The following is a 21,907-nucleotide window of genomic DNA, read 5'->3' as shown; positions in this document are numbered from 1 at the left end:
GGGTAAAGTACGGGAATGAGCCCTCAAACTCACTTCTCCTTTGAAATAACCAAATGTTTTTGAGGGCTCCGTTCTTTAGAAAATGTTCAATATTTCACTAATGAGAATACATCTTGATTCTTCAGTTTTTCCCTTCCATTCAAATAAGTTAGTTCTATAAGAAAAGCGCATCCAACAATTTGTGCTCCCAATTCTTCCACTAAACTTATTGCCGAAGAGATGGTTCCCCCCGTTGCTAGGAGATCATCAGCGATCAGAACGCGTTGACCTGGCTGAATGGCATCTTTATGGATAGCAAGAACATCCCTTCCATACTCTAAACTGTATGAGACTTCGAGGGTTTCTCCAGGCAGTTTCCCTTTTTTGCGAATTGGCACAAAACCGACGCCCAACGCATAGGAAAGGGGAGCCCCTATTACAAAACCACGAGCCTCCGGGCCAACGATGATTTGAGCATCTTTATCCTTGGCATATTGGGCAATGGCATCTATGGCCTGTCGATATGCCTTTCCATCCTTTAATAAAGTAGTAATATCCTTAAAACGAATACCTGGTTGTGGGAAATCTGGAATCACGCGAATCTTTTCCTTGAAGTCCATATACTTTTTCCTCCTCTGTATTCCTTTGATTTATCATAGAATCTATGGTTTTCTTTAATTCTTCAGTAGTAGAAAAAATCAATTCCGTTTCTAAGCGAATTTCATCCATTCTTTTCTGATATAAAGCTGATTCAGATAGCTCTCTTTTTTTCGGTTGATCTATATATGCTATTTTTCCCATATCAAGATGAATGAACCCTAATTCATGGAAAACATCAATCATAAATTGAATCATGGATGAGGATAACTGATTTTTGATTCCATACAGATACATTTGCTTTAAAGAGGTATTTCTTAGGGTTCTTATCCGTTGATAAACCCATTTAAAATGATCCCTTGCAGGCAGTGCTTCTACCTTGGGAAGATCTTTATCACCAAATAAACAATAAATTCTCTCTGCATTTGGAAAAAAAGACAGAACATAAGATAAATCATCTATACGTAAAGGCAAATCATAGCATATCACTTGCTTGCAGGAACTATCCATATTCCATCCAGATTGTCCATTGAAACTTCCATCAAAGTACAGTAAATCATCTACTCTGTTCCCCTGTTCGATGATGACCTCCAGTTCCCGTTGGGATTTATACTGAAAACAAATAATGGTTGAATGGGCGATATTGGGAATGGATAATAAGCGTTCACTACGGGGACAACCCCTCCAGTCAAATATTTGTCTTTCACGGACTACCATATCCTTCAATACCATTTGAGGCCGTCTGTACCCGTTCCATTCATTGATGGAGATCTGGCCGATTATATCGGCAGGTGATTCCTGCGAAATCTGAGACGACAGCTCCCCCATTTGGAATCCTACCCCATCAAGGTTTTTATGATTTTTTAAAATGGTACACTTCAAATGGGTTCCATCCCGTCCAATTTTCCTGATCTGAGACAAATACACGCCTTTTAGCATAATAAGCGGAACAGGATTTCCCATTCCATATGGGGCCAATGACTCTAATTCTTCTGCCAATTTTAATTCAATATCGGAAAGCTCACATTGAATATCCACCTGCGTTATCGGAACATAATCTTCCCCTGACAAGATTTCCTTTGCGGAGAAATTAAAGCGTTTTCTTAAATCATCTATATGATCAATTGATAAGGTCATTCCGGCGGCCATTTTATGTCCTCCAAAATGGGGAAGGATATCCTCCATGGCGGATAATGATTGATACAGATCAAAACCTTCAATGCTTCTGGCGGAACCTTTGGCCACTCCCTTTTCCTCATCCATACTTAATACAATGACAGGCTTGTAGAAACGTTCTACCAAACGGGATGCAACAATGCCAATCACGCCAATATTCCAATCCTTCTTGGCAACAACAATAGCGTATTTATAAAGATCAGGATGGGATAAAACCTTTTGTTCTGCTTCAAGATAAATTTCTTCGACCAGGGACTGCCTTTCCCTGTTTAAACGATCCAGTTCAGCAGCCAAATAGACGGCCTCATCCATCTGATCAGCCGTGAGCAACTGTACGGCAAGATAAGCAGTTTCTAAACGTCCTCCGGCATTGATTCTTGGAGCTAAAGCAAACCCTACTTGCCCTGTTCCGATTTCCTTTCCTTGAAGACCTGATACTTGGCATAGGGCCTTTAGTCCGATGTTTGGGGTTTGATTTAACACTTGGAGCCCCAACTTGACAATTGTACGATTTTCACCTATTAACGGAACAAGATCAGCGATCGTGCCCAAGGCCACGATATCCAGCCATTCATACGGAATTCTCTCCAATAGGGCATGGGCCAATTTAAAGGCAACTCCCACTCCCGCCAAGTGAGGAAACGGATAAGAGGATCCGGAAAGCTTGGGATGAACAATAGCATAGGCCTCGGGTAGCACAGACGGTGGTTCATGATGATCCGTTATGATCACGTCTATTCCCTTAGATTGGGCATATGCTGTTTCATCCAAAGCGGATATTCCGGTATCAACGGTAATCAATAAGGAAAAACCCTTCTCTATCGCCTGATGAATGGCATCCTGATTAAGTCCGTAACCTTCGGAAAAACGGTTAGGAATATAGTAATCAAAATTGGCCTCCAATGAAGAAAGGGTATGTATCAGTAAAGAGGTACTACTTACCCCATCTGCATCATAATCACCATAAATCAGAATTTTTTCTTTTCTTTCGATTGCTATCCTTATTCTCCCAACGGCCTTAGCCATATCATGCATCAAAAAAGGATCCGGTATTGTGCTTTCATCAGCCTGTAAAAATTCCCTTACTTTACGTTCATTATCTATTCCTCTAGAAACGAGTAGTTTAGAAAGAATCGGTGAAATTCCGAATTTTTTTTGGATAAGCTCCGCTTTTTCCGGATCAATTTCACAGAGTTTCCATCTTGTTTTTGCATGCAACATAGCAACACCCCTCAACCTTCATCATTATAACGAAGGTAAGGAGTATTGGTAAAGGCCTCTCTATGGTTTGTGTGATTCTTCTAAATGGTTACTCTGATCATGAATTGAGTCTAGGTTGGTTTGATTTTGATTATGTTCATCTTCCTTCATTATTTCTTTTGACTCTGCTTTATTCTTCCCTTCAGCATGAGAGGATATCTCTTCCTCCAGTTCAACGATTCTGTTCCTCAGCCGTTTAATCTCCCGCTGCAATGAATATTGACGAAAAATCCCATATAACCCAACAATTAGACCACCTATTAGAGTTGAAGTTAAAATAACTATAATCAGAGGAATATTCAGAAGGGTAAATAGAAAGTTCACCTCAACGGAGTTGACGTTAACCACGGCAAATATGGCTATAACCAGCGCAAATATCAAGGAAAGAATCAGGTTCCACTGTAAGCGCATCTAGAATTTCTCCTTTCGTGCCTATGTCATAAATACTTTCCTAAAAAATTCGATAAAAAGCCTATACATTCCTTCATGTTGTGAAGATAATAAAAAGCCCTCAAACGGATTTCATCGTTGAAATACCGATAGTTTTTGAGGGCTGATATAGGGATATGATGATTAGCTTGCGGAGCGGAATTTAGCTCGTTCCATGTCTTTTCCCTTCCATGTTAGCCAAAGTTGACTGGCAATAAAAATCGAAGAATAGGCACCGCTAATCAAACCAATTAACAGAGCTAATGAGAAATTGCGAATACCTTCCCCTCCCAGAATAAACAAGGCTACTGCAGCAAAGAGAACCGTTAATACCGTATTAATGGAACGGGCAAGGGTTTGTTTAATACTGTTATTTACGACATTTTCCACATCTTCAACTTTCTTCACCTTTGCGTATTTTAAATTTTCCCTGATCCGGTCAAAAATGACGATGGTATCATTAATTGAATAACCCACGATAGTCAAAACGGCAGCAATAAAGGGAAGATCCACTTCCAATTGGAATATGGAGAAAAAGGCGATAACCATAAAAGCATCATGAAGTAAAGCAACAATGGCTGAAACAGCAAAGCGAAATTCAAAGCGTATCGTCACATAAAGAATAATCCCAATGGAAGCAATGAGTACCGAATAGAAGGCTTTCCAGGCCAATTCCCTGCTAATCGTTGGGTCAACGGTACTGGCCGAAACATCAACCTTTTCCCCGAATTTTTCGGTATACAATCCCCTGATTTGAGCTATTTCTTCCTTCTGTAAGGTTTTATCGTATCTTAAGACAGCCCGGTCATTCTCGGCCCCTGCCGTGACCACACTTTTAGGTTCAAGATTTATTCCCTTTAATTCCTTGATAATTTCTCCTTCATCAAAGGCTTGTCCGATGAAAATTTCAACTCTTGTTCCGCTAACAAAATCGATCCCGAGATTTAATCCAAAAATCAGCAAGGAGAGCAATCCCAGTAAAATGATGAAGCCCGAGGCAATAAAATATTTTTTTCGGTGCTTCACAAAATCAAATTTTATATGTCTTACATCCCTAAAGTTCACTAATTTCACTCTCCTTTACCCCATAATACCAGGGTTTTGTTCCCACATTTCCCCTAACTAGCAGATTCAAAAGAATACGGGAACCAAACACCGCCGTAAAGAAACTGACCAAAATGCTGGTAATCAAAGTGATTGCAAAGCCTTGAATCGCACTACTGCCAAAGTAAAAGAGAACCAACGCAGCCAAGATCGTCGTTAAGTTAGCATCAAAAATCGTCCCAAAAGAACGTCTTGAACCGGCGCGAAGGGCCGACAGTATGGTTTTTCCGCTTCTTAATTCATCCTTTATCCGCTCATAGGTGATAATATTGGCATCCACCGCCATTCCGATTCCCAAAATAAATGCCGCGATTCCCGGCAGGGTCAGGGTTGCTCCCATCCACGTAAAAATGCGTAAAACAAGATAAATATAGGCTGATAAGGTAATGGTGGCAACTAACCCAGGCAAACGATAATATACGATCATAAATAAAAAAATCAAAATTGTACCAATGATCCCGGCTTTCACCGTGTTTTTTAAAGCGAAAGATCCTAATTTGGCGCCTACACTGTTGGAGTATATTTCCTTTAGATCAACCGGCAATGCACCTGCGTTTAACAGAGCTGCCAGCTCTTTGGCCTCATCAACGGTACGCTGACCGTCGATGGTGGCTTCTCCACCAGTAATGACCGCTTTAACAATAGGGGCGGTCAGCATCGTTTCATCAAGATAAATGGCAATTGGCTTCTCTAAATACTGCCTAGTAATATTGGCAAACTTTTCAGGGTCCTTTAGTTTTAATGTAACAAGGGGTTGGTTCAATTGATCGTATCCTATTCCTGCCCCATTTTCCACCAAATCTTTTCCAGTCATTAAGATTTCGCCGTCCATATTTCGAAATGTTAATTTGGCCGGGGATCCAAGAAGTTTCCTTGCTTTATCCTGATCAAATACTCCTGCCAGCTTGATACGAATTCGATCTTTCCCCTCAATTTGAATCTCCGGTTCGGCTACGCCGATCACACTGATCCTGCGTTCAAGGGCGGAAACCGTGTTTTTCATCGTTTCAGGAGTAATGGTCTCTCCTTCCAAAGGGTTAACCTGATACAAAATTTCAAAACCACCCTTCAGATCGAGTCCAAGTATCACATCCTCTAGAACATTATCTGTTGTCAAACCAATAGTGGTGAAGGTTAAGACAACAATGAGCAGAAATCCTGTAACTCTACCCCAACGAACCATCTGTATGCTTCCTCCTTTTTTTCCAATACTCCCATTATCGCAAGATGGGACAGGGATGTCAATTTTCATAGAAATGAAGGATAGAAGGTGAGAAGTCGAAGTGGGAATAAAAAAGTGAACTTAATCTAAGTTCACCCCTTTAAATGCATTTATTGTCATCCAATTCATATAGGCTGTCACCTTTAAAGATAAAATATCGTTAACCAAAACATGAAGCGGGGGATATCCGTTTTTGTAGTTGGAAGAAACACAATTCCAAATATCTTTTCCCGTAATTCGCTCATATCCCAAGAACTGAAATTCTTCAGCCTTACTTTCACACAAATCTTCAATCTGTTTGGTCAATTGGTGATCATAATTTTCTTGTTCCCTTTTTTCCATCATTACCCCTCCTTGCCTAAAGCCTTCTAATTCCTTCCACCCACTTTATGATTCGCTTTTTCAAATAATAAATCCTCCTTCAGCGAATGAGGACTTCACTAAATAATCCGACGACCACTCCGGCAATGACTATACCAATGGCAATGGCCGGAAAGGAATAACGGAGTGAAATGTTAAAAAAACTGGCGGCAAAACATGCAGACCACGCACCGGTTGTAGGAAGAGGAACAGCGGTAAAAATGGATAAACCAATCGCTCCATACTTTTCTACATCTTTACTTTTTTTCATCGTTCTCTGGTACAACCAATCATACATCCTCCGATACCAAGCAAACCTCCTGCTTAAACAATCGCTCACCGGTTGAAACAACAAAAGTAAAGGAAATACCGGAAGGAGATTCCCAATGATACTAAGAAGCAAAACTTTCCAAAAGGGTATTCCCATGGCAATTCCGATTGGCAAAGCTCCCCTTAATTCAATAAATGGCAGAGCGCTAATCAGAATAACTACCAGCTCCTCAGGAATCCTTCCAAAAAATGATACAACACTATCCATGATTCCTCTCCTCTCTTTGTCCAAAAAACCTGGTCATGCAATTCAGGTATCTTTGCATATATATTAGATGTATGAAGTGATAAGTAGGGCTTGTAAAATTGGCGAAGTAGTCGATTTGTGAGAATTATCAAATTAAACCATTCGCCTATCTATTAAAAGGAAGGATGTTCATAGGTGGCAAGACATTCATTCTTTCGAGGGACCGTTATCCTGATCGCAGCAGGGTTTATGACCAAAATATTAGGGTTTATACCCAATATTGTTCTTCCCCGTATTATTGGAGCAGAAGGGGTTGGTTTGTTTCGTATGGCCTTCCCGGTTTTATTACTGGTGATTACCCTAACCACCTTTGGATTGCCGGTGGCCATCTCCAAGTTGGTTGCCGAAGCAGAAGCAAAAAAGGACTATAATAAAATAAAATCAGTTCTTCGCATATCGATTTTTATCGTGATTGGGTTAAGTATCCTATTTACGATTCTTATGTTTGCTTTTGCCCCGTTTATATCAAAATATTTATTGACGGATCAACGGGCTTATTACCCGTTACTGGCCATTACCCCCATCATTCCGATTATCGCCATTTCTTCGGTATTAAGGGGATATTTTCAAGGGAGACAAAATATGACTCCTTCTGCTTTATCTTCTCTGATTGAAACCATCGTCAGAATTTTGACTGTTATTTTTTTTGCTTTATATATGCGCCCTTTTGGAATTGAGTATGCTGCTACCGCTGCCATGCTTGGGGTTGTAGTTGGCGAATTTTTTGGAATGCTGGTCCTGATTTACCAATTTCGCCGGGCAAAAAAAAGAAACCTGATTCCCTATACCGGAAGCCTTTTCCAAAAAGTAAAGCGAAACAGAATTCAATTGCTGGAAATCGGAAGAATTGCCATTCCGGTAACGACAAGCCGTTTGGCGGGAAACGTTTTTTATGTCATTGAACCCGTTGTTGTTGCCCAAAGCTTAGCCTATGCCGGATTCTCTGTGGCAACAGCAACTTCTTTGTATGGGGAACTTTCCGGGATGGCCATCCCCCTTGTCTTTATTCCAACATTTTTAACATATTCCCTTTCGGTATCCCTGGTTCCTGCCATATCCGAAGCGGCTGCCCAAAAAAAATACGGATTGATTCAACGGAGATTATCCCAATCCTTACGCCTTACGCTAGTGATGTGTGCTCCATTTGCCGTTACCATGTATGTTTTCGCCGTTCCTGTAAGCACCATTTTATATGACCAGCCCCAAGTAGGTCATTTGCTGCAGGTGTTGGCTCCATTTTCCCTGTTTCTCTATTTTCAAGCCCCACTGGCTGCTACCCTTCAGGGATTAGACCGAGCAAAAGAAGCCATGAGAAATACGATTATTGGAGCAGCTATAAAAACAATCGCCATATTCCTGCTAGCCTCTCAGCCTGTTTTTGGTATAGATGGAGTAGCTATGGCCATCAATGTGGGAATTGTTTTGGTCACTTTATTTCACTTCTTTAGTTTGGTTAAACTAATTGGGTTTACGATCGAAGCAAGAACTTTTGTCAAAGTAGGAATTGCAATGATCATTATGGGGTACAGCGGATCCTACTTCATGACCAATTGGCTGGATGACTGGGGACTTTTCTTATCTTTATTGGCTGCTGTTTTTGTCAGTATACTTGTGTACATTCTTTTGTTAGTTTCCATGAAGGTATTAGGGCGTCAAGATGTGGTCAGGATTCCATGGATTGGTGAACAATTGGCTCCATTTTTTCCAAAAAGATAGACTAAGCCAAGCCCCTTTTCGTCAATTCTTATCCTTTTTATCTTTCTTGTCCAAGTAAATTTCACCCCGATGATCAATGGTCGCAAAGGCTACTTCCTTAAAATCACGAATCCCAAATATTTCTAGTTGATTTTTTAGCCAGAAACGGGTGACCCCCAGCTTTTCCAAGTTCTGATCGTTCACTTTCCCATCCATAATAATAGGCATGGGCAACCCAGGTGACCTGGGACGTTTTGGAATAGGAGTCCCTTTAAAATCATTTTTAGTAAATACACTCAGTTTTCCTGATGTTTCCAAAATGGCAAATTCCACATCTGCCACATTGGCTACATCCTTTTCCCTTAATTGGGCCATTAAGTCATCCATATTGTATCTAAGCTTCTTCATTTCAGAATCATTAATCTTCCCTTTTTCTATAAGAACCGCCGGTTTTCCATCCACTATTGAACGTATTTTTTCATTTTTTAAAGAAATATAAGCCATTATGATTTGAATTCCGCCAAGAAGTACAATAGGTACAACCCCATGGACAAGGGGCTTTTTATGGTCCTCAATCAAGATGACGGCAGCCTCGGCAATCATAATGGAAACCACCAAGTCAAAAATAGATAATTTCCCAATTTCTCTTTTCCCCATTAATCTTAGGATAAATAAAATAAAAAAATAAACGAAGACCGTTCGCAAAAAAATGGTGAGCAGCTCCATGGATGTAACCCTCCACATTCGGATTTCATCCATATTGTCACCATTTGGGGATAGCGATATCCGGTTAAATGACTGTCAGAAGCGGAAGTTAAAGCCATTTTCGTTTTTTAAAGGTGTACAACATCAAGGCAGACAACAACAGCATTCCTAAAAGAATAAAATAAATCATAAAGGGTTGATCCTGATTCGGTATTACCACATTCATCCCAAAAATGCCGGTAATAAAGGTCAAAGGCATCATAATGGTGGAGATAATGGTTAAGACACGCATCACTTCCGTTGTTTTTGCAACAGAGATAGAGTAATACGTATCTAATGCCCCATTGACTAAATCCCTGAAGGTTTCAGTTGAGTCGACAATTCGTTCCAAATGGTCTGTCAAATCGATATAAAATGGAATGTTATCTTCAGAGATCTCAAAGGACCAACGTCCATTTACATTGGCAAATATCCTTCTCTGGGGCAAAATGACCCGGCGGATCAAAATAATGGTTCTTTTTAGGGCCAAGAACTCTTCGGCAATTTCTTCAACCTGGTGCTCGTAAATTTCATCCTCCAACTCATCGATACGAACACTAAGACGGTCCAGAATCGGAAAAGTTTCATCTGTTATCCCATCCACGATGCAATACAACAGATAATCGGGTCCTCTGTTCATTAATTCCATGCTTCTAAGGCATGTAGCAGCAATTCTTCCAATGGTGGCCATCGGACTTTTGTGAATAGTTACAATATAGTTAGGTCCAAAAAATACATTTAATTCGAGGGTGGTAATTTCTGTATCGCTCTCCTCATTATATCTCAGGGCATGAAACACGAAAAAATAATAATCATCATATTTGTCCACTTTCGCCCTGGGACTGACATGCAAGGTATCTTCAATGGCTAGGGGGTGGAAATCAAAGATTTTTGCAATGTAGTGTAATTCGTCATTTCCAATATCATATAGATCAATCCAGAGCAAATCCTCAGGGGATTTTAAAAATTCGTCTTTTTTATCCAGATTCACATCATGATACATTTTCTTCTCTGAATGGTTATAAAAATAGGTCTTGATCATTCATATCCCCCCTTATATAAATATTCCGTCCATATGGGTAAAGCATAAAAAGGACAGATATCCCCTCTGCCCTTTGCCCGATGGCTCATCAATAGTTAAGTGGCGCTAAACTACATCAATGGAATCAGATAACGGAAATAGATGTACACTGTGGATATGATTAATGCAACCAATGTTAAAGGGGCCCCTATCTTTAAGAATGCCAGATAGGATATATTCTTTCCTTCCCGCATGGCCATCCCTGCTACTATCACGTTTGCAGAAGCTCCAATCAAGGTTCCGTTTCCTCCAATGTCTGCGCCCAATGCCAAGGACCACCATAATACGGCTAATATCGGTGAATCCAGAGGAAGCCCCATGCCAAGTCCCATATCCTGTATCAATGGAATCATGGTTGCCACAAAAGGGATATTGTCAATCGTAGCTGATGCAATACCGGAAACCCAAAGGATAAGCAAAGCAGCAAACGGAATATTATCTCCGGTGATTTCCAGGGCCTGCATGGCCAATGCCTTAATCACTCCCACGTGCTCCAGACCGCCGATTAATGTAAATAATCCGGCAAAGAAGAAGATGGTTACCCATTCAACGGAATGGAATACTTCCTCCAAATCATGCTCTTTTACCCCGATCAGCATCAACAAGGTAGCACCAGCCATGGCAACGGTTGCCGGTTCCATATTTACCGCTGAGTGAAGAATAAAACCAAGGATGGTTAACCCGAGGACCGAAACAGATTTTTTCATCAACGCAGGATCTTTGATGTAATCCCTTTCATTAAGAGCCATGATTTCTGCTTTCTTTTCATCGGAAACCTTCATTTGTTTGCGATAAATCAAATACAGCATCCACAAGGTTACTGCGAGAATCACAACCACAACCGGAGTTAAATTGTATAAAAAGGCGTTAAAGGTCAGGTGTTCATTTCCCTTGGCCGCACCAATCATAATATTGGGCGGATCCCCAATCAGCGTAGCAGTTCCCCCAATGTTGGAAGCCAATACCTCTGAAATCAAAAAAGGTATGGGATTTACGCCAAGCATTCTGGTGATGGAAAAGGTTACAGGGACAATCAATAATACCGTTGTGACGTTATCCAAAAAGGCTGAAGCCACCGCTGTCAAGATAGAAAGAGCAATCAAAATCCGGATCGGATCTCCCTTAGCCAATTTGGCTGATTTGATCGCCATATATTGGAAAACACCGGTTTTGTTGGTAATCCCAACAAGGATCATCATACCGATTAGCAGGGTGATGGTTCCCCATTCGATATACTCCACAAAGGCTGCCTCTAGCTCAACAATACCTAGTGCCACCATAATAACGGCACCGAGAAGAGCAACAACGGCCCTATTGATTTTCTCCGTAATAATGAAGGCATAGGTTGCTAGAAAAATTCCTATTGCAATATAAACTTGTAATGATGAAATTTCTGTTACAGTTTGTTCCACCTATTCATCCCCCTCTAAAAATTAACTCCACCCCATTATACAAGACTATAAAAGATGCGTCTAGAATCTTTCAATTATGAAAATACATATTTGTTGCGAAACAAGCATACAGTTGTACAAATGATAATCAGGAGGTTTTGCCGATGAAATCTTCTTTTTCCCCAACCCTTTCAGGTTTATTTTATACTCTTCTCATTGTAATTATTGGTTCCCTGTTAACCGCTTTGATATTAAAATTAACCAGTGTCAGGGAAGCAAGCATTCCTTATTTTACCTATGGTATTAATACGCTTGCTCTTCTTATTGGTGGTTTTATTGCAGGCAAAAGATCGCAACAGAGGGGTTGGTACTCCGGAGGCTTAACTGGGCTTATGTACGGTATTGTCATCCTTCTTATCGGATTCTTAGCATTTGATGCTATAATTTCCTGGATTTTTCTCGCCTATATCCTTGTTTCCTTTGTATTGGGTGCCATCGGTGGAATTCTAGGCGTAAACATGAAAAAATAAAAGTGCAAGCATCTCAGAAGTAGATCGAAAATAAGCAGGAAATGATATCAACTAAAGGGAAAAGGACTCCGCAATGTTGGAGTCCTTTATGTATTCGCATTGCTTATACTGGCAGTGCATTTGTCCAGAAATTATTCTTCCGATTGAACCACGCTATTTACGGCTTGACGTTCAAACTGCAATTTGACGTTGTCAGCCACACGTAGTGTTACTTTATCATCGGTAAGTTCTACGATGGTTCCATGGAGTCCTCCAATGGTTACCACCTTATCCCCTTTTTTCAATGCATTTAACATGGCATTGCGCTGTTTTTGCTTTTTTTGTTGGGGACGGATTAAAAAGAAATAAAAAATCGCAAATATCAGGATAAGTGGCAATATAGAAGTTAAAAAGTTTCCTTGTGCAGCATCTGCTTGCGCCAGTTCTAGCATGTTCTTCCCTCCTTTAAAAATTTCTATTTTCATTCAACCTGTATTGGCTGAAAAATTGATGCTGATAATCCCGGAGTCGATCCTCGGCAATGGCTTTTCGAATCTCCTCCATTAAATGTACCAGAAAATAAAGGTTATGATAAGTGGTTAATCGAATTCCAAAAATCTCATCTGCTTTAATTAAATGTCGGATATAGGCTCTAGTATAGTTTCGGCAGGTGTAACAATCACAGTCAGGATCCAAAGGTCCAAAATCCTTGGCATATTGTGCGTTACGTATAACCAATCTTCCCCTACTGGTCATGGTGGTTCCATTTCGCGCAATCCGTGTGGGAAGAACACAGTCAAACATGTCTATTCCTCGAATAACACCATCAAACAATGCATCCGGTGATCCAACACCCATTAAATAACGAGGCTTATCCTTTGGCAACAAAGGTACCGTAAAATCCAATACCTCATTCATCAGTTCTTTGGGCTCACCAACGCTTAATCCACCCACTGCATATCCTGGAAAATCAAGTTCCATTAATTCTGCCGCACTCTGCTCCCTTAAATCCCGGTACACCCCTCCTTGAACAATACCAAAAAGGGCTTGATCTTCTTTTCTTTGGTGGGCTTCCAAACATCGTTTTCCCCATCTTGTTGTTCTTTCCAGGGACTGTTTGACATATTCCCATTCCGCAGGATAAGGGGGACATTCATCAAAAGCCATGATGATATCAGCTCCCAGAGCATTTTGTATTTCCATGGCCTTTTCTGGACCAATAAACAGCTTTTCCCCGCTTAAATGGGAGCGAAAGATCACTCCTTCTTCTGTAATTTTTCTAAGCTGGCTTAAACTGAATACTTGGAAACCTCCACTATCTGTTAAAATGGCTCCATCCCAATTCATAAAAGAATGAAGTCCCCCGGCTTCTTTGACAATTTCGTGTCCGGGTCTTAAAAACAGATGGTAAGTGTTGCTTAAAATGATACGTGCTCCCAATTCTTTCAATTCCTCAGGACCCATAGCTTTTACCGATGCCTGGGTTCCAACTGGCATAAATACAGGAGTGTCAACGACTCCATGGGGTGTATGTAAACGCCCAAGACGGGCTCCCGTTTGTTTACATGTCTTGATTAATTCGTAGCGAATAGCCAAGGGTTTTGGACCTCCTTACAAGATTCAGGTATCATTTGTCATTCAATAGATAAACATGGCATCGCCAAAACTGAAAAAGCGGTATTTTTCTTTAACCGCTTCCTGATAAGCAGCCATGATTTTCTCCCGACCGGCAAAAGCACTTACCAGCATCACCAACGTAGATTTTGGCAAATGAAAATTGGTAAGGATGGCGTCTACTATTTTAAATGTATATCCGGGATAAATAAAAATGTCTGTCCAACCTTTACAGGGGACAATGGTTCCATTATGCAGCCCAGCAACTGATTCAAGGGTTCTTGTTGTGGTAGTCCCGACAGCAATGATTCTTCCGCCGTTCTTTTTCCCTTCCTGAATAATCCGGGATGCTTCTTGTTCTAACTCAAAATACTCTGCATGCATTTGGTGCTCTTCCACCTTTTTCACCGACACTGGGCGGAATGTGCCAAGACCTACGTGGAGAGTAATATAGACTATTTGCACTCCTACCTTCTTAATCTCTTCAAGAAGTTCCGCAGTAAAATGCAAACCTGCAGTGGGAGCAGCAGCGGAACCGGGATGCCGGGCATAAACGGTCTGATATCTTTCTTTGTCAGATAGTTTTTCTTTAATATAAGGAGGAAGGGGCATCTCTCCCAACTGATCCAATACCTCTAGAAACACACCTTGATAAGAAAAGCGAAGAATTCTTCCTCCCTCCGGTAGTTCCTCCACACATTGTGCGGTTAGAATTCCATTTCCAAATTGAAGTACTGTTCCTACTTTCACCCTTTTTGCAGGGCGAACCAGAACTTCCCACTTTTCATCCCCCACATCCTTCAACAAAAGAACTTCAATGTGGGCCCCAGTCTCCATTTTTGTTCCGTATAAACGAGCCGGTATAACTCGGGTATTATTTAGTACCATCACATCTCCCGATCTCAAGAACTGAAGCAGTTCAGGGAACCTGTGATGCTCCAGCCGGCCTGTCTTTCTATCTAGGGTTAAAAGCCTGGATCCGGTTCTTTCAGATGCCGGATGCTGAGCAATCAGTTCCTCTGGGAGTTGAAAATCAAAGAGTTCAATTTCCATAAAACTTCTCCTTTATTCAGTAGATCTGTAAATGTGAATATTAAGACTATCCTTTCTTCCTTCACTCCCCTGGAAATCCGGCAAAGAGGAATCTTATGTCCATTCGACTTTCTGACTTGGCGCATCGGGAACATCTGGGTAACTCAAAGGTGCGAGACTACCCTCTGCTTCATCCTCGACAGAAAGTCTTCATTGGGAAGGATTTCAAAAATCGTTCAGAAAGAAAGGATAGTCTTTCCATCTACGCAGGATGAATTGGCTCAGTTGTATCCTTGTGACGCAGACCGGCCCCTTCCGGCCTAGGAGAAATCGTTTTTATCAGCAATAAGCCCTCAACTGTCTCCCTCATTGGAATACCCAGATGTTTTGAGGGCTCTGAGAAAAACGATTGAACCGGACAGTGTAACCAACCTTGTGAAGGGAGACAAGGCAAGGAACAAGGATACAACTTGACCAATTTACCAATATGAAGCATTGAAGGACTTCAACTTAAGCGAAGACAGAAAGGATAGAATTTGGGCTCAAGATCCAAATAAGTCAATTCCTCCTGCATAAGGAGCAGGGTTACAGCTGAGCCAATTTTCGAAAATAAAGTATAAGACTTTTATCCTCTTGCTACTGGATCTTGGTGATAGAAATATCCTCTGAATAATATTGTTTCAATATCTGCTGGTAATCATACCCATCCTCTGCCAATGCTCTAGCACCAAATTGAGAAAGCCCCAAACCATGTCCATAACCCTTTCCAATGAAGCGAAACATCGGGGTCTTGGAAACTACACGGAGCTGTTTATTTGAAGAATAAGCAAAGAAATAATCATTAAACCCATTTGGGCTAGCAGCCGGGAGTCCAATTCCATATGGCTGAGATATCACTGCCAAGGAGGAGTTGATTTCCGGATATTTAGCTGATTTCCCCTCAGCACCAAGAACCGTCACACCCGCCATTTCTTCCACTTCAAAGAGGGTGCTTCTCAAACCAACAGAGCTTCCCCCTCTGTTTTCCTTAAATACAGAGCGGTAGCGGTCAGGACTAGATACGGGAATCACCTGCCCATTCCCCTTCATTTCCATCACCCTTCCCGAGGGCCCACGTTTTGTCACCTCAAGGGAAGTAATGTTATTGATAAAACGGATTCCCGTTTCATCCATGCTATCATTCACCAATTTGGTAATTTGCTCAGATGTAAATGGCCCTGCGATCCATGAATAAGCATTATCCTGGGGAACATCATTAATAATGATTACCCTTACTCCCGGATTTAACAATTTCGTGCTTTCATGGTCAACACTTGGACCAGTCCGAAAATTTAAATCAGTTGTATTAATATATCCATAGGGAAATCCCAGGGGGCTCTTCTCAGATAACACTGTAACAAAATCTGAGCGGACATATCCGACCTCTCCTTCGGGAAGGACAATTTGAAACCAGCGAGGAGCCAATTTCTCCGGCAATTCGTCCTTACTGGGCACCGGCTGGAGATATGGAACATCGTTTCCCCATACTTCTATTCCTCCAGCTGTCATCCCGCCGGCGTTAGAATAGTAATAGGTAGCTGATAATTTCCCATTATAGGTTATTACTTCTCCCCTAGTACTGTCGACAGCTCTTCTTATATCTTCTCCTTCTACAGTAAAACCCTTATAAGCCTGCTCAAAGGTGGTATCAGAAAGATGAGCAATACCATATTTATTCCCCAATCCCAAGGCATAGGTTCGTGCAATAACTGCTTGTACTTTCAGGGATTCTAAAGGCCAGCCAGTAGCCAACTCAGATCCTACAACACCGTACAAATATTCTTCAAAGGGCAGTTCGTTAATGACAGTGTAGGAATCCTGAAACATCCTAAGTTCTATCACACCACGGTATTTTCTGTTATTTTTTTCGGCAACCTGGATCACTGGAGTCTTTCCGCTACTTTCCCTGGGCTTGGCAATGATCACTTGGGACGGGGAAAAATAGTAATGGGGAACATATTCAATATTTTTGCCGGAAAAAACAGCATCATATTTCTTAACCAGATAAGCGGTTTGCTGAACAGGCTGCAAGTTTATATCCGGATAAGCGGCAACTACTTCCTGATAAAGGGATGTGAATTCCTCTGATGTGGCAGCCCTTCCCACCCAGACATTGTATTGAAGCTGGCCATTTCCGTCATGGGTCATTGCCAACTGTACCGGAAATCCTGAATTGGATAACTGGGTAAGAAGATTTAGCGCTTCTCCTTCCGTTGTAAAGGTTCCCGCACTCCAGCGCAAATTCCCAATCACCTTTCCTCTGAGCATGGAAAGAAGGGCAATGCGGTCCTTTAGGGCCACTGCATTTTCATAAGAAGATTCCGCTCCAACGATCACTTGAAAGACGGATTCTCCTTTTTGGTTATCCACCAAAACCTCTGAAGAAAAATCATATGTACTTAAAATTTCAGCCACCTGCTGGGCTTTATTCATATCCTTGGTCTCTTCAACCAAGACCTGAAACAGGTCTGGACTGATGCGCAGGGAAGAACGATCCACTACACTAAGATACGGGAACGAATTGGTATCTTTTAGCCAAAAAATGTCCATTCCTGTTTCACTGGACAATGTTACGGTAGGAACAGTGGCCCGATCATATTTTCCAATGTCAACGAAAAGAGCAACCCGGATGGAAGTCAACCCGGATATCCCTTGGGCCTGGGCATTCCATGAGACAGATGAAAGGATAACCATAGAAGCTAACAGCAGCATAATGATTTTTCTTTTCAACAGAAGTCGTCCTTTCTTTCGTTATATTTCATGCTATAGATCTGGAATTAAAGATTTACACATCCGCTTGTCGAGTTCTCGCGTGAAGTAATTAAAGGCCGCTTCAAGTCTAAAGAACGGAGCCCTCAAAAACATCTGGGAAACTCGAAGATGGAGTCAGATTGAGGGTAATTCCCGTTCTTGAGCCTTTTCGCTCAGTACGAACTCGAAGGCTGTCCGTATAAATCTTTAATTCCGTCTATATAGACGATCATGACCCATAAGGAAACATATTGATTAACGGAACCATCGAAAAATCAAGGAAAGCACCGTGAGCACAATGCTTAATATGATACTTGTCATCACCGGAAAATAAAACTTGAAATTCTCCTTCTCCACCACAATGTCCCCCGGCAACCTTCCAAGGGGGAGAAAACGGCCGCCAATTTGCCAAATCAACCCAATCATAATCAAAACAATCCCAAGTCCTATTAACATTTTTGCAACAGGATTCAAGATTCTGGCACCTCCAATTGGAAATGTTGATAAGCTAATGGAGCAACCATTCGTCCCCTCGGTGTTCGCTGTAAAAAACCAATTTGCAACAAATAGGGCTCATATACATCCTCAATGGTATTGGCTTCTTCACCTATGGTCGCGGCAATGGTATCAATTCCTACCGGACCACCTTTAAATTTTTGAATGATAGAAAGAATAAGTTTATGGTCAATATGATCCAGCCCAAGGCGATCTACTTGAATCATTTCTAATGCTTCTTTGGCCACTTTTTCGGTAATGATGCCATCCCCCTTAACCTGGGCAAAATCTCTTACCCTTTTCAACAGACGGTTAGCCACCCTAGGGGTTCCCCGGGAACGCAGAGCAATCTCTCTTGCACCCGTCTCGTGGATGGGAACCTGCAAAATATCTGCTGCCCTGGTCACAATAAAAGTGAGCTCATCAACGGTATAGTATTCCAGACGGCTGACAACTCCGAAGCGATCCCTTAACGGAGAAGAAAGCAAACCAGCCCTTGTGGTGGCTCCAATCAGAGTAAAAGGAGGAAGATCCAATCGGACCGATCTGGCACTTGGTCCTTTTCCAATAATAATATCTAAGGCAAAATCCTCCATCGCCGGGTACAAAATTTCTTCCACTGTACGATGCAGCCTGTGAATTTCATCGATAAAAAGAACGTCCCCTTCTTGTAAATTAGTGAGAATGGCTGCCAAATCCCCTGGCCTTTCAATGGCTGGTCCTGAAGTGGTTCTCAGGTTAACCCCAAGCTCATTGGCAATAATCGCGGACAAGGTTGTTTTACCCAATCCAGGCGGACCATATAGCAGAACATGATCCAATGCCTCTTTTCTCATCTTAGCAGCCTCAATAAACACCTTCAGATTTTCCTTAACCTGCTGCTGGCCTATGTATTCAGATAGGTATCTTGGACGAAGATTATACTCTACTCCTTCATCTTCGGGCATCATATGAGTCGAAATGATCCTTTCTTCCATTCGTTTTCCTCCTTATCCCCTTGCCAATTCCTTTAATGCCCTTTTCAACACTTCATCAATGGAAGAATATGCTTTATCTTCCTCCCGCAAATGAAGAATAACCCGGTCCACTTCACCTTGTGTATAACCAAGTGCAAGGAGGGCTTCTACAGCTTCGTCTAACAGAGGAACAGACGATATAGGATATTGATTTTCTGTTTTTATTGGCTCTATTCCGTTTGAAAACGGCATGTTTTTCAGTTTATCTTTCATCTCCAAAATAATTCTCTGGGCTGTTTTCTTACCGATTCCGGGGAATTTTGTGAGAAAGCTGACATCCTCCTTTTGTATCGCAGAGATAATTTGTTCAGGAGGAGCCGCAGAAATGACAGATAATGCTCCTTTGGGCCCAATTCCCGATACATCAAGAAGCTTGCGAAATAGTTCCCTTTCCCCTTTGGTTAAGAATCCATATAACATCATAACATCTTCCCGAACATAAAGATGAACGAATACCTTTACCTCCTGATGAAGCAAATGCTGATAGGAGAACGGGTTTCCGCAAAATAAACGATATCCGATTCCTCCTGATTCTACAACCAGGTAATCCGATTCCAATTCACTTAACATTCCTTTGATATATTCCATCATAATGATGTATCTCCATATATGTATTTTTCAAGGGTGGACGAATGGGCATGGGTAATGGCAATGGCCAATGCATCAGCCACATCATCCGGTTTTGGGATTTCCTTTAACTTTAATAAAACCCTAACCATTTCTTGAATCTGACGTTTCTCAGCCTGCCCATACCCTACGACAGACATCTTCACCTGCAAAGGGGTATATTCTGAAATGGAAAGGCGTTTTTGTTCAGCAGCAAGAAGCAGAACCCCCCTGGCCTGTCCGACGGTAATAGCCGTAGTCACATTTCGGTTAAAAAACAGCTTCTCTATAGCCAGACAGGCGGGTTGATATTCTTCTATCAGTTCAAGAGTCGCCCCATATATTTGTTTAAGCCGAGCAGCCATATGCAAATCAGATGCTGTCTGGATAGAGCCGTACTGAACAGGTTTCAGCTGAGATCCCTTTTTTTCAACAATGCCAAATCCGACGATAGCCACTCCGGGATCAATCCCTAATATTCTCATTTGGTTCACCCTAACGAAGCATTTAAACTATGCCAACTCTTATCATAAAATTTTATCACATCGCTATTCTAACATAACAGCATCGTTTATCGAAGTCTTTTCGAAATGTTATCTCCTCATCCAGTGTGTAGAAATAAAAAATCCACTGAAAAAACATTCGATTTTATCAGTGGATATATATGATGATGATTCTCATCGTTAACGTTCCTATGATTATCACCTATGATTTGGCAAATGCTCCGTAAGTAGAAAGGATTGAATTATACTCCGCCAGATTCCTTACCCTGATTCCACTTTGCAGCAACTTCAATTCTTCGGAAGGAAGGCTTGACTCCAACCTTTCCGTATCTAAAGGGTAAAAGGTTTGAATCACTTTTTTGTCTGCGGGAGGACCTAAGAATAAAGTAAGTACTCCGCCTTCAGACAATCCCATATACCCATTTTCTTTACAAGCAGGAGCTAAATCATCCACCTGTTTCAAATAAACCATCTCTTTATCTGTGGCACGAATTAATTCCCATTCCTTATCAAGTTGGGACAATTTATCCATTAGGACGGTTTCTCTTATTTCGTCGGTTACTCCACAGACATATCTAATCTGGTATACAACCTCAATGGGCTGTTTGCCGAGAGCCTCCACGGCTTGGATATTTTCTTTCTCTGCTGCGTTTTTTCCTTTAAAGTTAATCATCGTATCATCAAGGAGCAAAGTTCCCAAAAGAAAAATTCCAATAATGCCCGCAAATAACGCTCCTAATGTGATCCAAGATTTCCTTTTATATTTCTTCAAAAAAATTTTTCTTAAAAACCACATGCGAAAAACCCCTTTTAACCTGGTTTTCATCATTATTTCCAGATAAAAGGGATTTTATACAAGAGACATTTATGATGCCCCTAATTTATCCAATTCTTCATCATCAATATCAAAGTTAGCATACACGTTTTGCACATCATCATTATCTTCCAACATATCCATCAACTTCAACATCTTAGGAACCTCATCTCCGGTCAATTTAACCTGGGTTTGAGGAACCATGGTGATTTCAACAGAAGAAAATGCAAATCCTTGACTCTCCAAGGATGTCTTAACCTTTTCAAAATCATCTGTAGTCGTATAGATTTGGTAACCATCCTTCTCTACCACAAAATCCTCGGCTCCTGCTTCCAACGCTGCCATCATGACCTCATCTTCATCCTGGTTGGTGGTTTCCTTATCGATAGTTAAAGAGCCTTTCCTGTCAAAGAGGAAGGATACACAACCTGATTCCCCTAGGTTCCCGCCATTTTTTGAGAAGATATGCCTGACCTCAGCAGCCGAACGGTTTCTGTTGTCTGTCAATACATTCACCAATACGGCAACTCCTCCAGGACCGTATCCTTCGTAAGTGATTTCTTCATAATTTACTCCGTCCAATTCACCCAGGGCTTTTTTTATGGTTCGTTCAATATTATCATTGGGCATATTGGCTTCTCTTGCCTTATTAACAGCCATACGAAGACGGTTATTGGTATTGATGTCTCCGCCCCCTTGACGGGCAGCCACATAAATTTCCTTTGAAATCTTGGTAAATATTTTTCCCCTCTGCGCATCTTGTCTACCTTTTCGATGCTGAATATTTTTCCATTTAGAATGGCCAGCCATTATTCTACGACTCCCCTTTACATCAAATTCCATGGTTAGTGTAGCATAAGGATTGTCAGTTGGTCAAAGCTAACCCTTGCCCCGCTTAGCTTGCCACATATCG

22 protein-coding genes are annotated in these 21,907 nt (G+C 41.4%); 2 read left to right on the top strand and 20 right to left on the bottom strand.

The window, feature by feature from the left end; translation table 11 throughout:
* Positions 1-86: 86 nt before the first annotated feature.
* The 7 genes from L1765_RS01990 to L1765_RS01960 all read right to left on the bottom strand — a co-directional run bounded on the left by L1765_RS01990 (position 87) and on the right by L1765_RS01960 (position 6,665).
* Positions 87-599 carry an adenine phosphoribosyltransferase gene (locus L1765_RS01990; RefSeq protein WP_236403908.1) on the bottom strand — a complete coding sequence of 171 codons (513 nt, stop codon included), beginning with the start codon at positions 597-599 and terminating at the stop codon, positions 87-89.
* On the bottom strand, positions 538-2,973 hold the full coding sequence (recJ, locus tag L1765_RS01985; RefSeq protein ID WP_236403907.1) for a single-stranded-DNA-specific exonuclease RecJ: 2,436 nt from the start codon (positions 2,971-2,973) through the stop codon (positions 538-540). Before recJ ends, L1765_RS01990 begins: the two co-directional genes overlap by 62 nt.
* Positions 2,974-3,033: 60 nt before the next feature.
* The gene (locus L1765_RS01980; protein ID WP_236403906.1) at positions 3,034-3,423 is read right to left on the bottom strand and encodes a LapA family protein; all 390 of its coding nucleotides are present in this window, start codon (positions 3,421-3,423) and stop codon (positions 3,034-3,036) included.
* A gap of 162 nt (positions 3,424-3,585) precedes the next feature.
* The gene (gene secF, locus L1765_RS01975) at positions 3,586-4,515 is read right to left on the bottom strand and encodes a protein translocase subunit SecF (RefSeq protein WP_236403905.1); all 930 of its coding nucleotides are present in this window, start codon (positions 4,513-4,515) and stop codon (positions 3,586-3,588) included.
* On the bottom strand, positions 4,496-5,728 hold the full coding sequence (gene secD, locus L1765_RS01970) for a protein translocase subunit SecD (RefSeq protein ID WP_236403904.1): 1,233 nt from the start codon (positions 5,726-5,728) through the stop codon (positions 4,496-4,498). The genes secF and secD overlap by 20 nt, the downstream gene beginning before the upstream one ends.
* 120 nt (positions 5,729-5,848) lie before the next feature.
* Positions 5,849-6,109, bottom strand: coding sequence for a post-transcriptional regulator (locus tag L1765_RS01965; RefSeq protein ID WP_236403902.1), 261 nt, complete (start codon positions 6,107-6,109; stop codon positions 5,849-5,851).
* Positions 6,110-6,188: 79 nt separating this feature from the next.
* Positions 6,189-6,665 carry a COG2426 family protein gene (locus L1765_RS01960; RefSeq protein WP_236403900.1) on the bottom strand — a complete coding sequence of 159 codons (477 nt, stop codon included), beginning with the start codon at positions 6,663-6,665 and terminating at the stop codon, positions 6,189-6,191.
* A 174-nt stretch (positions 6,666-6,839) separates the two neighbouring features.
* Between L1765_RS01960 and spoVB the strand changes: the two genes are divergently transcribed.
* Positions 6,840-8,420, top strand: a complete 1,581-nt coding sequence (spoVB, locus tag L1765_RS01955; RefSeq protein ID WP_329609974.1) for a stage V sporulation protein B — start codon at positions 6,840-6,842, stop codon at positions 8,418-8,420.
* 21 nt (positions 8,421-8,441) lie between these two features.
* On the opposite strand, the gene L1765_RS01950 is transcribed toward spoVB, so the two are convergent.
* The 3 genes from L1765_RS01950 to L1765_RS01940 all read right to left on the bottom strand — a co-directional run bounded on the left by L1765_RS01950 (position 8,442) and on the right by L1765_RS01940 (position 11,636).
* A complete protein-coding gene (locus L1765_RS01950) occupies positions 8,442-9,125 on the bottom strand; it encodes a DUF421 domain-containing protein (RefSeq protein ID WP_407942177.1) in 684 nt (227 codons plus the stop codon).
* A gap of 88 nt (positions 9,126-9,213) precedes the next feature.
* Positions 9,214-10,185 (bottom strand): magnesium/cobalt transporter CorA, encoded by a 972-nt coding sequence (gene corA, locus L1765_RS01945; protein ID WP_236403898.1) that lies wholly within the window; start codon positions 10,183-10,185, stop codon positions 9,214-9,216.
* Positions 10,186-10,295: 110 nt separating this feature from the next.
* Positions 10,296-11,636, bottom strand: a complete 1,341-nt coding sequence (locus L1765_RS01940; RefSeq protein ID WP_236403892.1) for an ArsB/NhaD family transporter — start codon at positions 11,634-11,636, stop codon at positions 10,296-10,298.
* Positions 11,637-11,779: 143 nt separating this feature from the next.
* Here L1765_RS01940 and L1765_RS01935 point away from each other — a divergent pair, with 143 nt between their 5' ends.
* Positions 11,780-12,145, top strand: coding sequence for a TIGR04086 family membrane protein (locus tag L1765_RS01935; protein ID WP_236403888.1), 366 nt, complete (start codon positions 11,780-11,782; stop codon positions 12,143-12,145).
* Between the two features lie 131 nt (positions 12,146-12,276).
* Here the strand turns inward: L1765_RS01935 and yajC are convergent, their stop codons facing one another.
* The 10 genes from yajC to L1765_RS01885 form a co-directional block, all read right to left on the bottom strand.
* A complete protein-coding gene (gene yajC, locus L1765_RS01930; protein ID WP_236403885.1) occupies positions 12,277-12,576 on the bottom strand; it encodes a preprotein translocase subunit YajC in 300 nt (99 codons plus the stop codon).
* 13 nt (positions 12,577-12,589) lie between these two features.
* Positions 12,590-13,720: a tRNA guanosine(34) transglycosylase Tgt gene (tgt, locus tag L1765_RS01925; RefSeq protein ID WP_236403883.1), complete on the bottom strand. Its 1,131-nt coding sequence runs from the start codon at positions 13,718-13,720 to the stop codon at positions 12,590-12,592.
* 42 nt (positions 13,721-13,762) lie between these two features.
* Positions 13,763-14,791 (bottom strand): tRNA preQ1(34) S-adenosylmethionine ribosyltransferase-isomerase QueA, encoded by a 1,029-nt coding sequence (gene queA, locus L1765_RS01920; protein ID WP_236403881.1) that lies wholly within the window; start codon positions 14,789-14,791, stop codon positions 13,763-13,765.
* Between the two features lie 615 nt (positions 14,792-15,406).
* A complete protein-coding gene (locus tag L1765_RS01915) occupies positions 15,407-17,539 on the bottom strand; it encodes a SpoIID/LytB domain-containing protein (RefSeq protein ID WP_236403879.1) in 2,133 nt (710 codons plus the stop codon).
* Between the two features lie 276 nt (positions 17,540-17,815).
* Entirely contained in the window at positions 17,816-18,034 is a 219-nt protein-coding gene (locus L1765_RS01910; RefSeq protein ID WP_236403876.1) for a DUF2905 domain-containing protein, read from the bottom strand.
* A complete protein-coding gene (gene ruvB / locus L1765_RS01905; RefSeq protein ID WP_236403873.1) occupies positions 18,031-19,032 on the bottom strand; it encodes a Holliday junction branch migration DNA helicase RuvB in 1,002 nt (333 codons plus the stop codon). Before ruvB ends, L1765_RS01910 begins: the two co-directional genes overlap by 4 nt.
* Before the next feature lie 12 nt (positions 19,033-19,044).
* On the bottom strand, positions 19,045-19,662 hold the full coding sequence (ruvA, locus tag L1765_RS01900; protein WP_236403870.1) for a Holliday junction branch migration protein RuvA: 618 nt from the start codon (positions 19,660-19,662) through the stop codon (positions 19,045-19,047).
* Positions 19,659-20,162 (bottom strand): crossover junction endodeoxyribonuclease RuvC, encoded by a 504-nt coding sequence (gene ruvC, locus L1765_RS01895; RefSeq protein ID WP_236403869.1) that lies wholly within the window; start codon positions 20,160-20,162, stop codon positions 19,659-19,661. Before ruvC ends, ruvA begins: the two co-directional genes overlap by 4 nt.
* 220 nt (positions 20,163-20,382) lie before the next feature.
* Positions 20,383-20,952 carry a BofC C-terminal domain-containing protein gene (locus tag L1765_RS01890; RefSeq protein WP_236403866.1) on the bottom strand — a complete coding sequence of 190 codons (570 nt, stop codon included), beginning with the start codon at positions 20,950-20,952 and terminating at the stop codon, positions 20,383-20,385.
* A gap of 93 nt (positions 20,953-21,045) precedes the next feature.
* A complete protein-coding gene (locus tag L1765_RS01885) occupies positions 21,046-21,804 on the bottom strand; it encodes a YebC/PmpR family DNA-binding transcriptional regulator (protein ID WP_236403863.1) in 759 nt (252 codons plus the stop codon).
* Positions 21,805-21,907: the final 103 nt, after the last annotated feature.

Source organism: Microaerobacter geothermalis (assembly GCF_021608135.1).
Taxonomy (GTDB): domain Bacteria; phylum Bacillota; class Bacilli; order DSM-22679; family DSM-22679; genus Microaerobacter; species Microaerobacter geothermalis.
The sequence above is the reverse complement of the archived record's forward strand: the minus strand, read 5'-3'. Positions and strand labels throughout refer to the sequence as shown.

Coding starts and splice junctions, on each gene's coding strand:
- L1765_RS01965 (WP_236403902.1), bottom strand. CDS start 6,109: ATGGAAAAAAGGGAACAAGAAAATTATGATCACCAATTGACCAAACAG.
- L1765_RS01980 (WP_236403906.1), bottom strand. CDS start 3,423: ATGCGCTTACAGTGGAACCTGATTCTTTCCTTGATATTTGCGCTGGTT.
- L1765_RS01885 (WP_236403863.1), bottom strand. CDS start 21,804: ATGGCTGGCCATTCTAAATGGAAAAATATTCAGCATCGAAAAGGTAGA.
- ruvC (WP_236403869.1), bottom strand. CDS start 20,162: ATGAGAATATTAGGGATTGATCCCGGAGTGGCTATCGTCGGATTTGGC.
- ruvA (WP_236403870.1), bottom strand. CDS start 19,662: ATGATGGAATATATCAAAGGAATGTTAAGTGAATTGGAATCGGATTAC.
- L1765_RS01935 (WP_236403888.1), top strand. CDS start 11,780: ATGAAATCTTCTTTTTCCCCAACCCTTTCAGGTTTATTTTATACTCTT.
- L1765_RS01950 (WP_407942177.1), bottom strand. CDS start 9,125: ATGGAGCTGCTCACCATTTTTTTGCGAACGGTCTTCGTTTATTTTTTT.
- L1765_RS01990 (WP_236403908.1), bottom strand. CDS start 599: ATGGACTTCAAGGAAAAGATTCGCGTGATTCCAGATTTCCCACAACCA.
- corA (WP_236403898.1), bottom strand. CDS start 10,185: ATGATCAAGACCTATTTTTATAACCATTCAGAGAAGAAAATGTATCAT.
- L1765_RS01960 (WP_236403900.1), bottom strand. CDS start 6,665: ATGGATAGTGTTGTATCATTTTTTGGAAGGATTCCTGAGGAGCTGGTA.
- secD (WP_236403904.1), bottom strand. CDS start 5,728: ATGGTTCGTTGGGGTAGAGTTACAGGATTTCTGCTCATTGTTGTCTTA.
- queA (WP_236403881.1), bottom strand. CDS start 14,791: ATGGAAATTGAACTCTTTGATTTTCAACTCCCAGAGGAACTGATTGCT.
- recJ (WP_236403907.1), bottom strand. CDS start 2,973: ATGTTGCATGCAAAAACAAGATGGAAACTCTGTGAAATTGATCCGGAA.
- yajC (WP_236403885.1), bottom strand. CDS start 12,576: ATGCTAGAACTGGCGCAAGCAGATGCTGCACAAGGAAACTTTTTAACT.
- ruvB (WP_236403873.1), bottom strand. CDS start 19,032: ATGGAAGAAAGGATCATTTCGACTCATATGATGCCCGAAGATGAAGGA.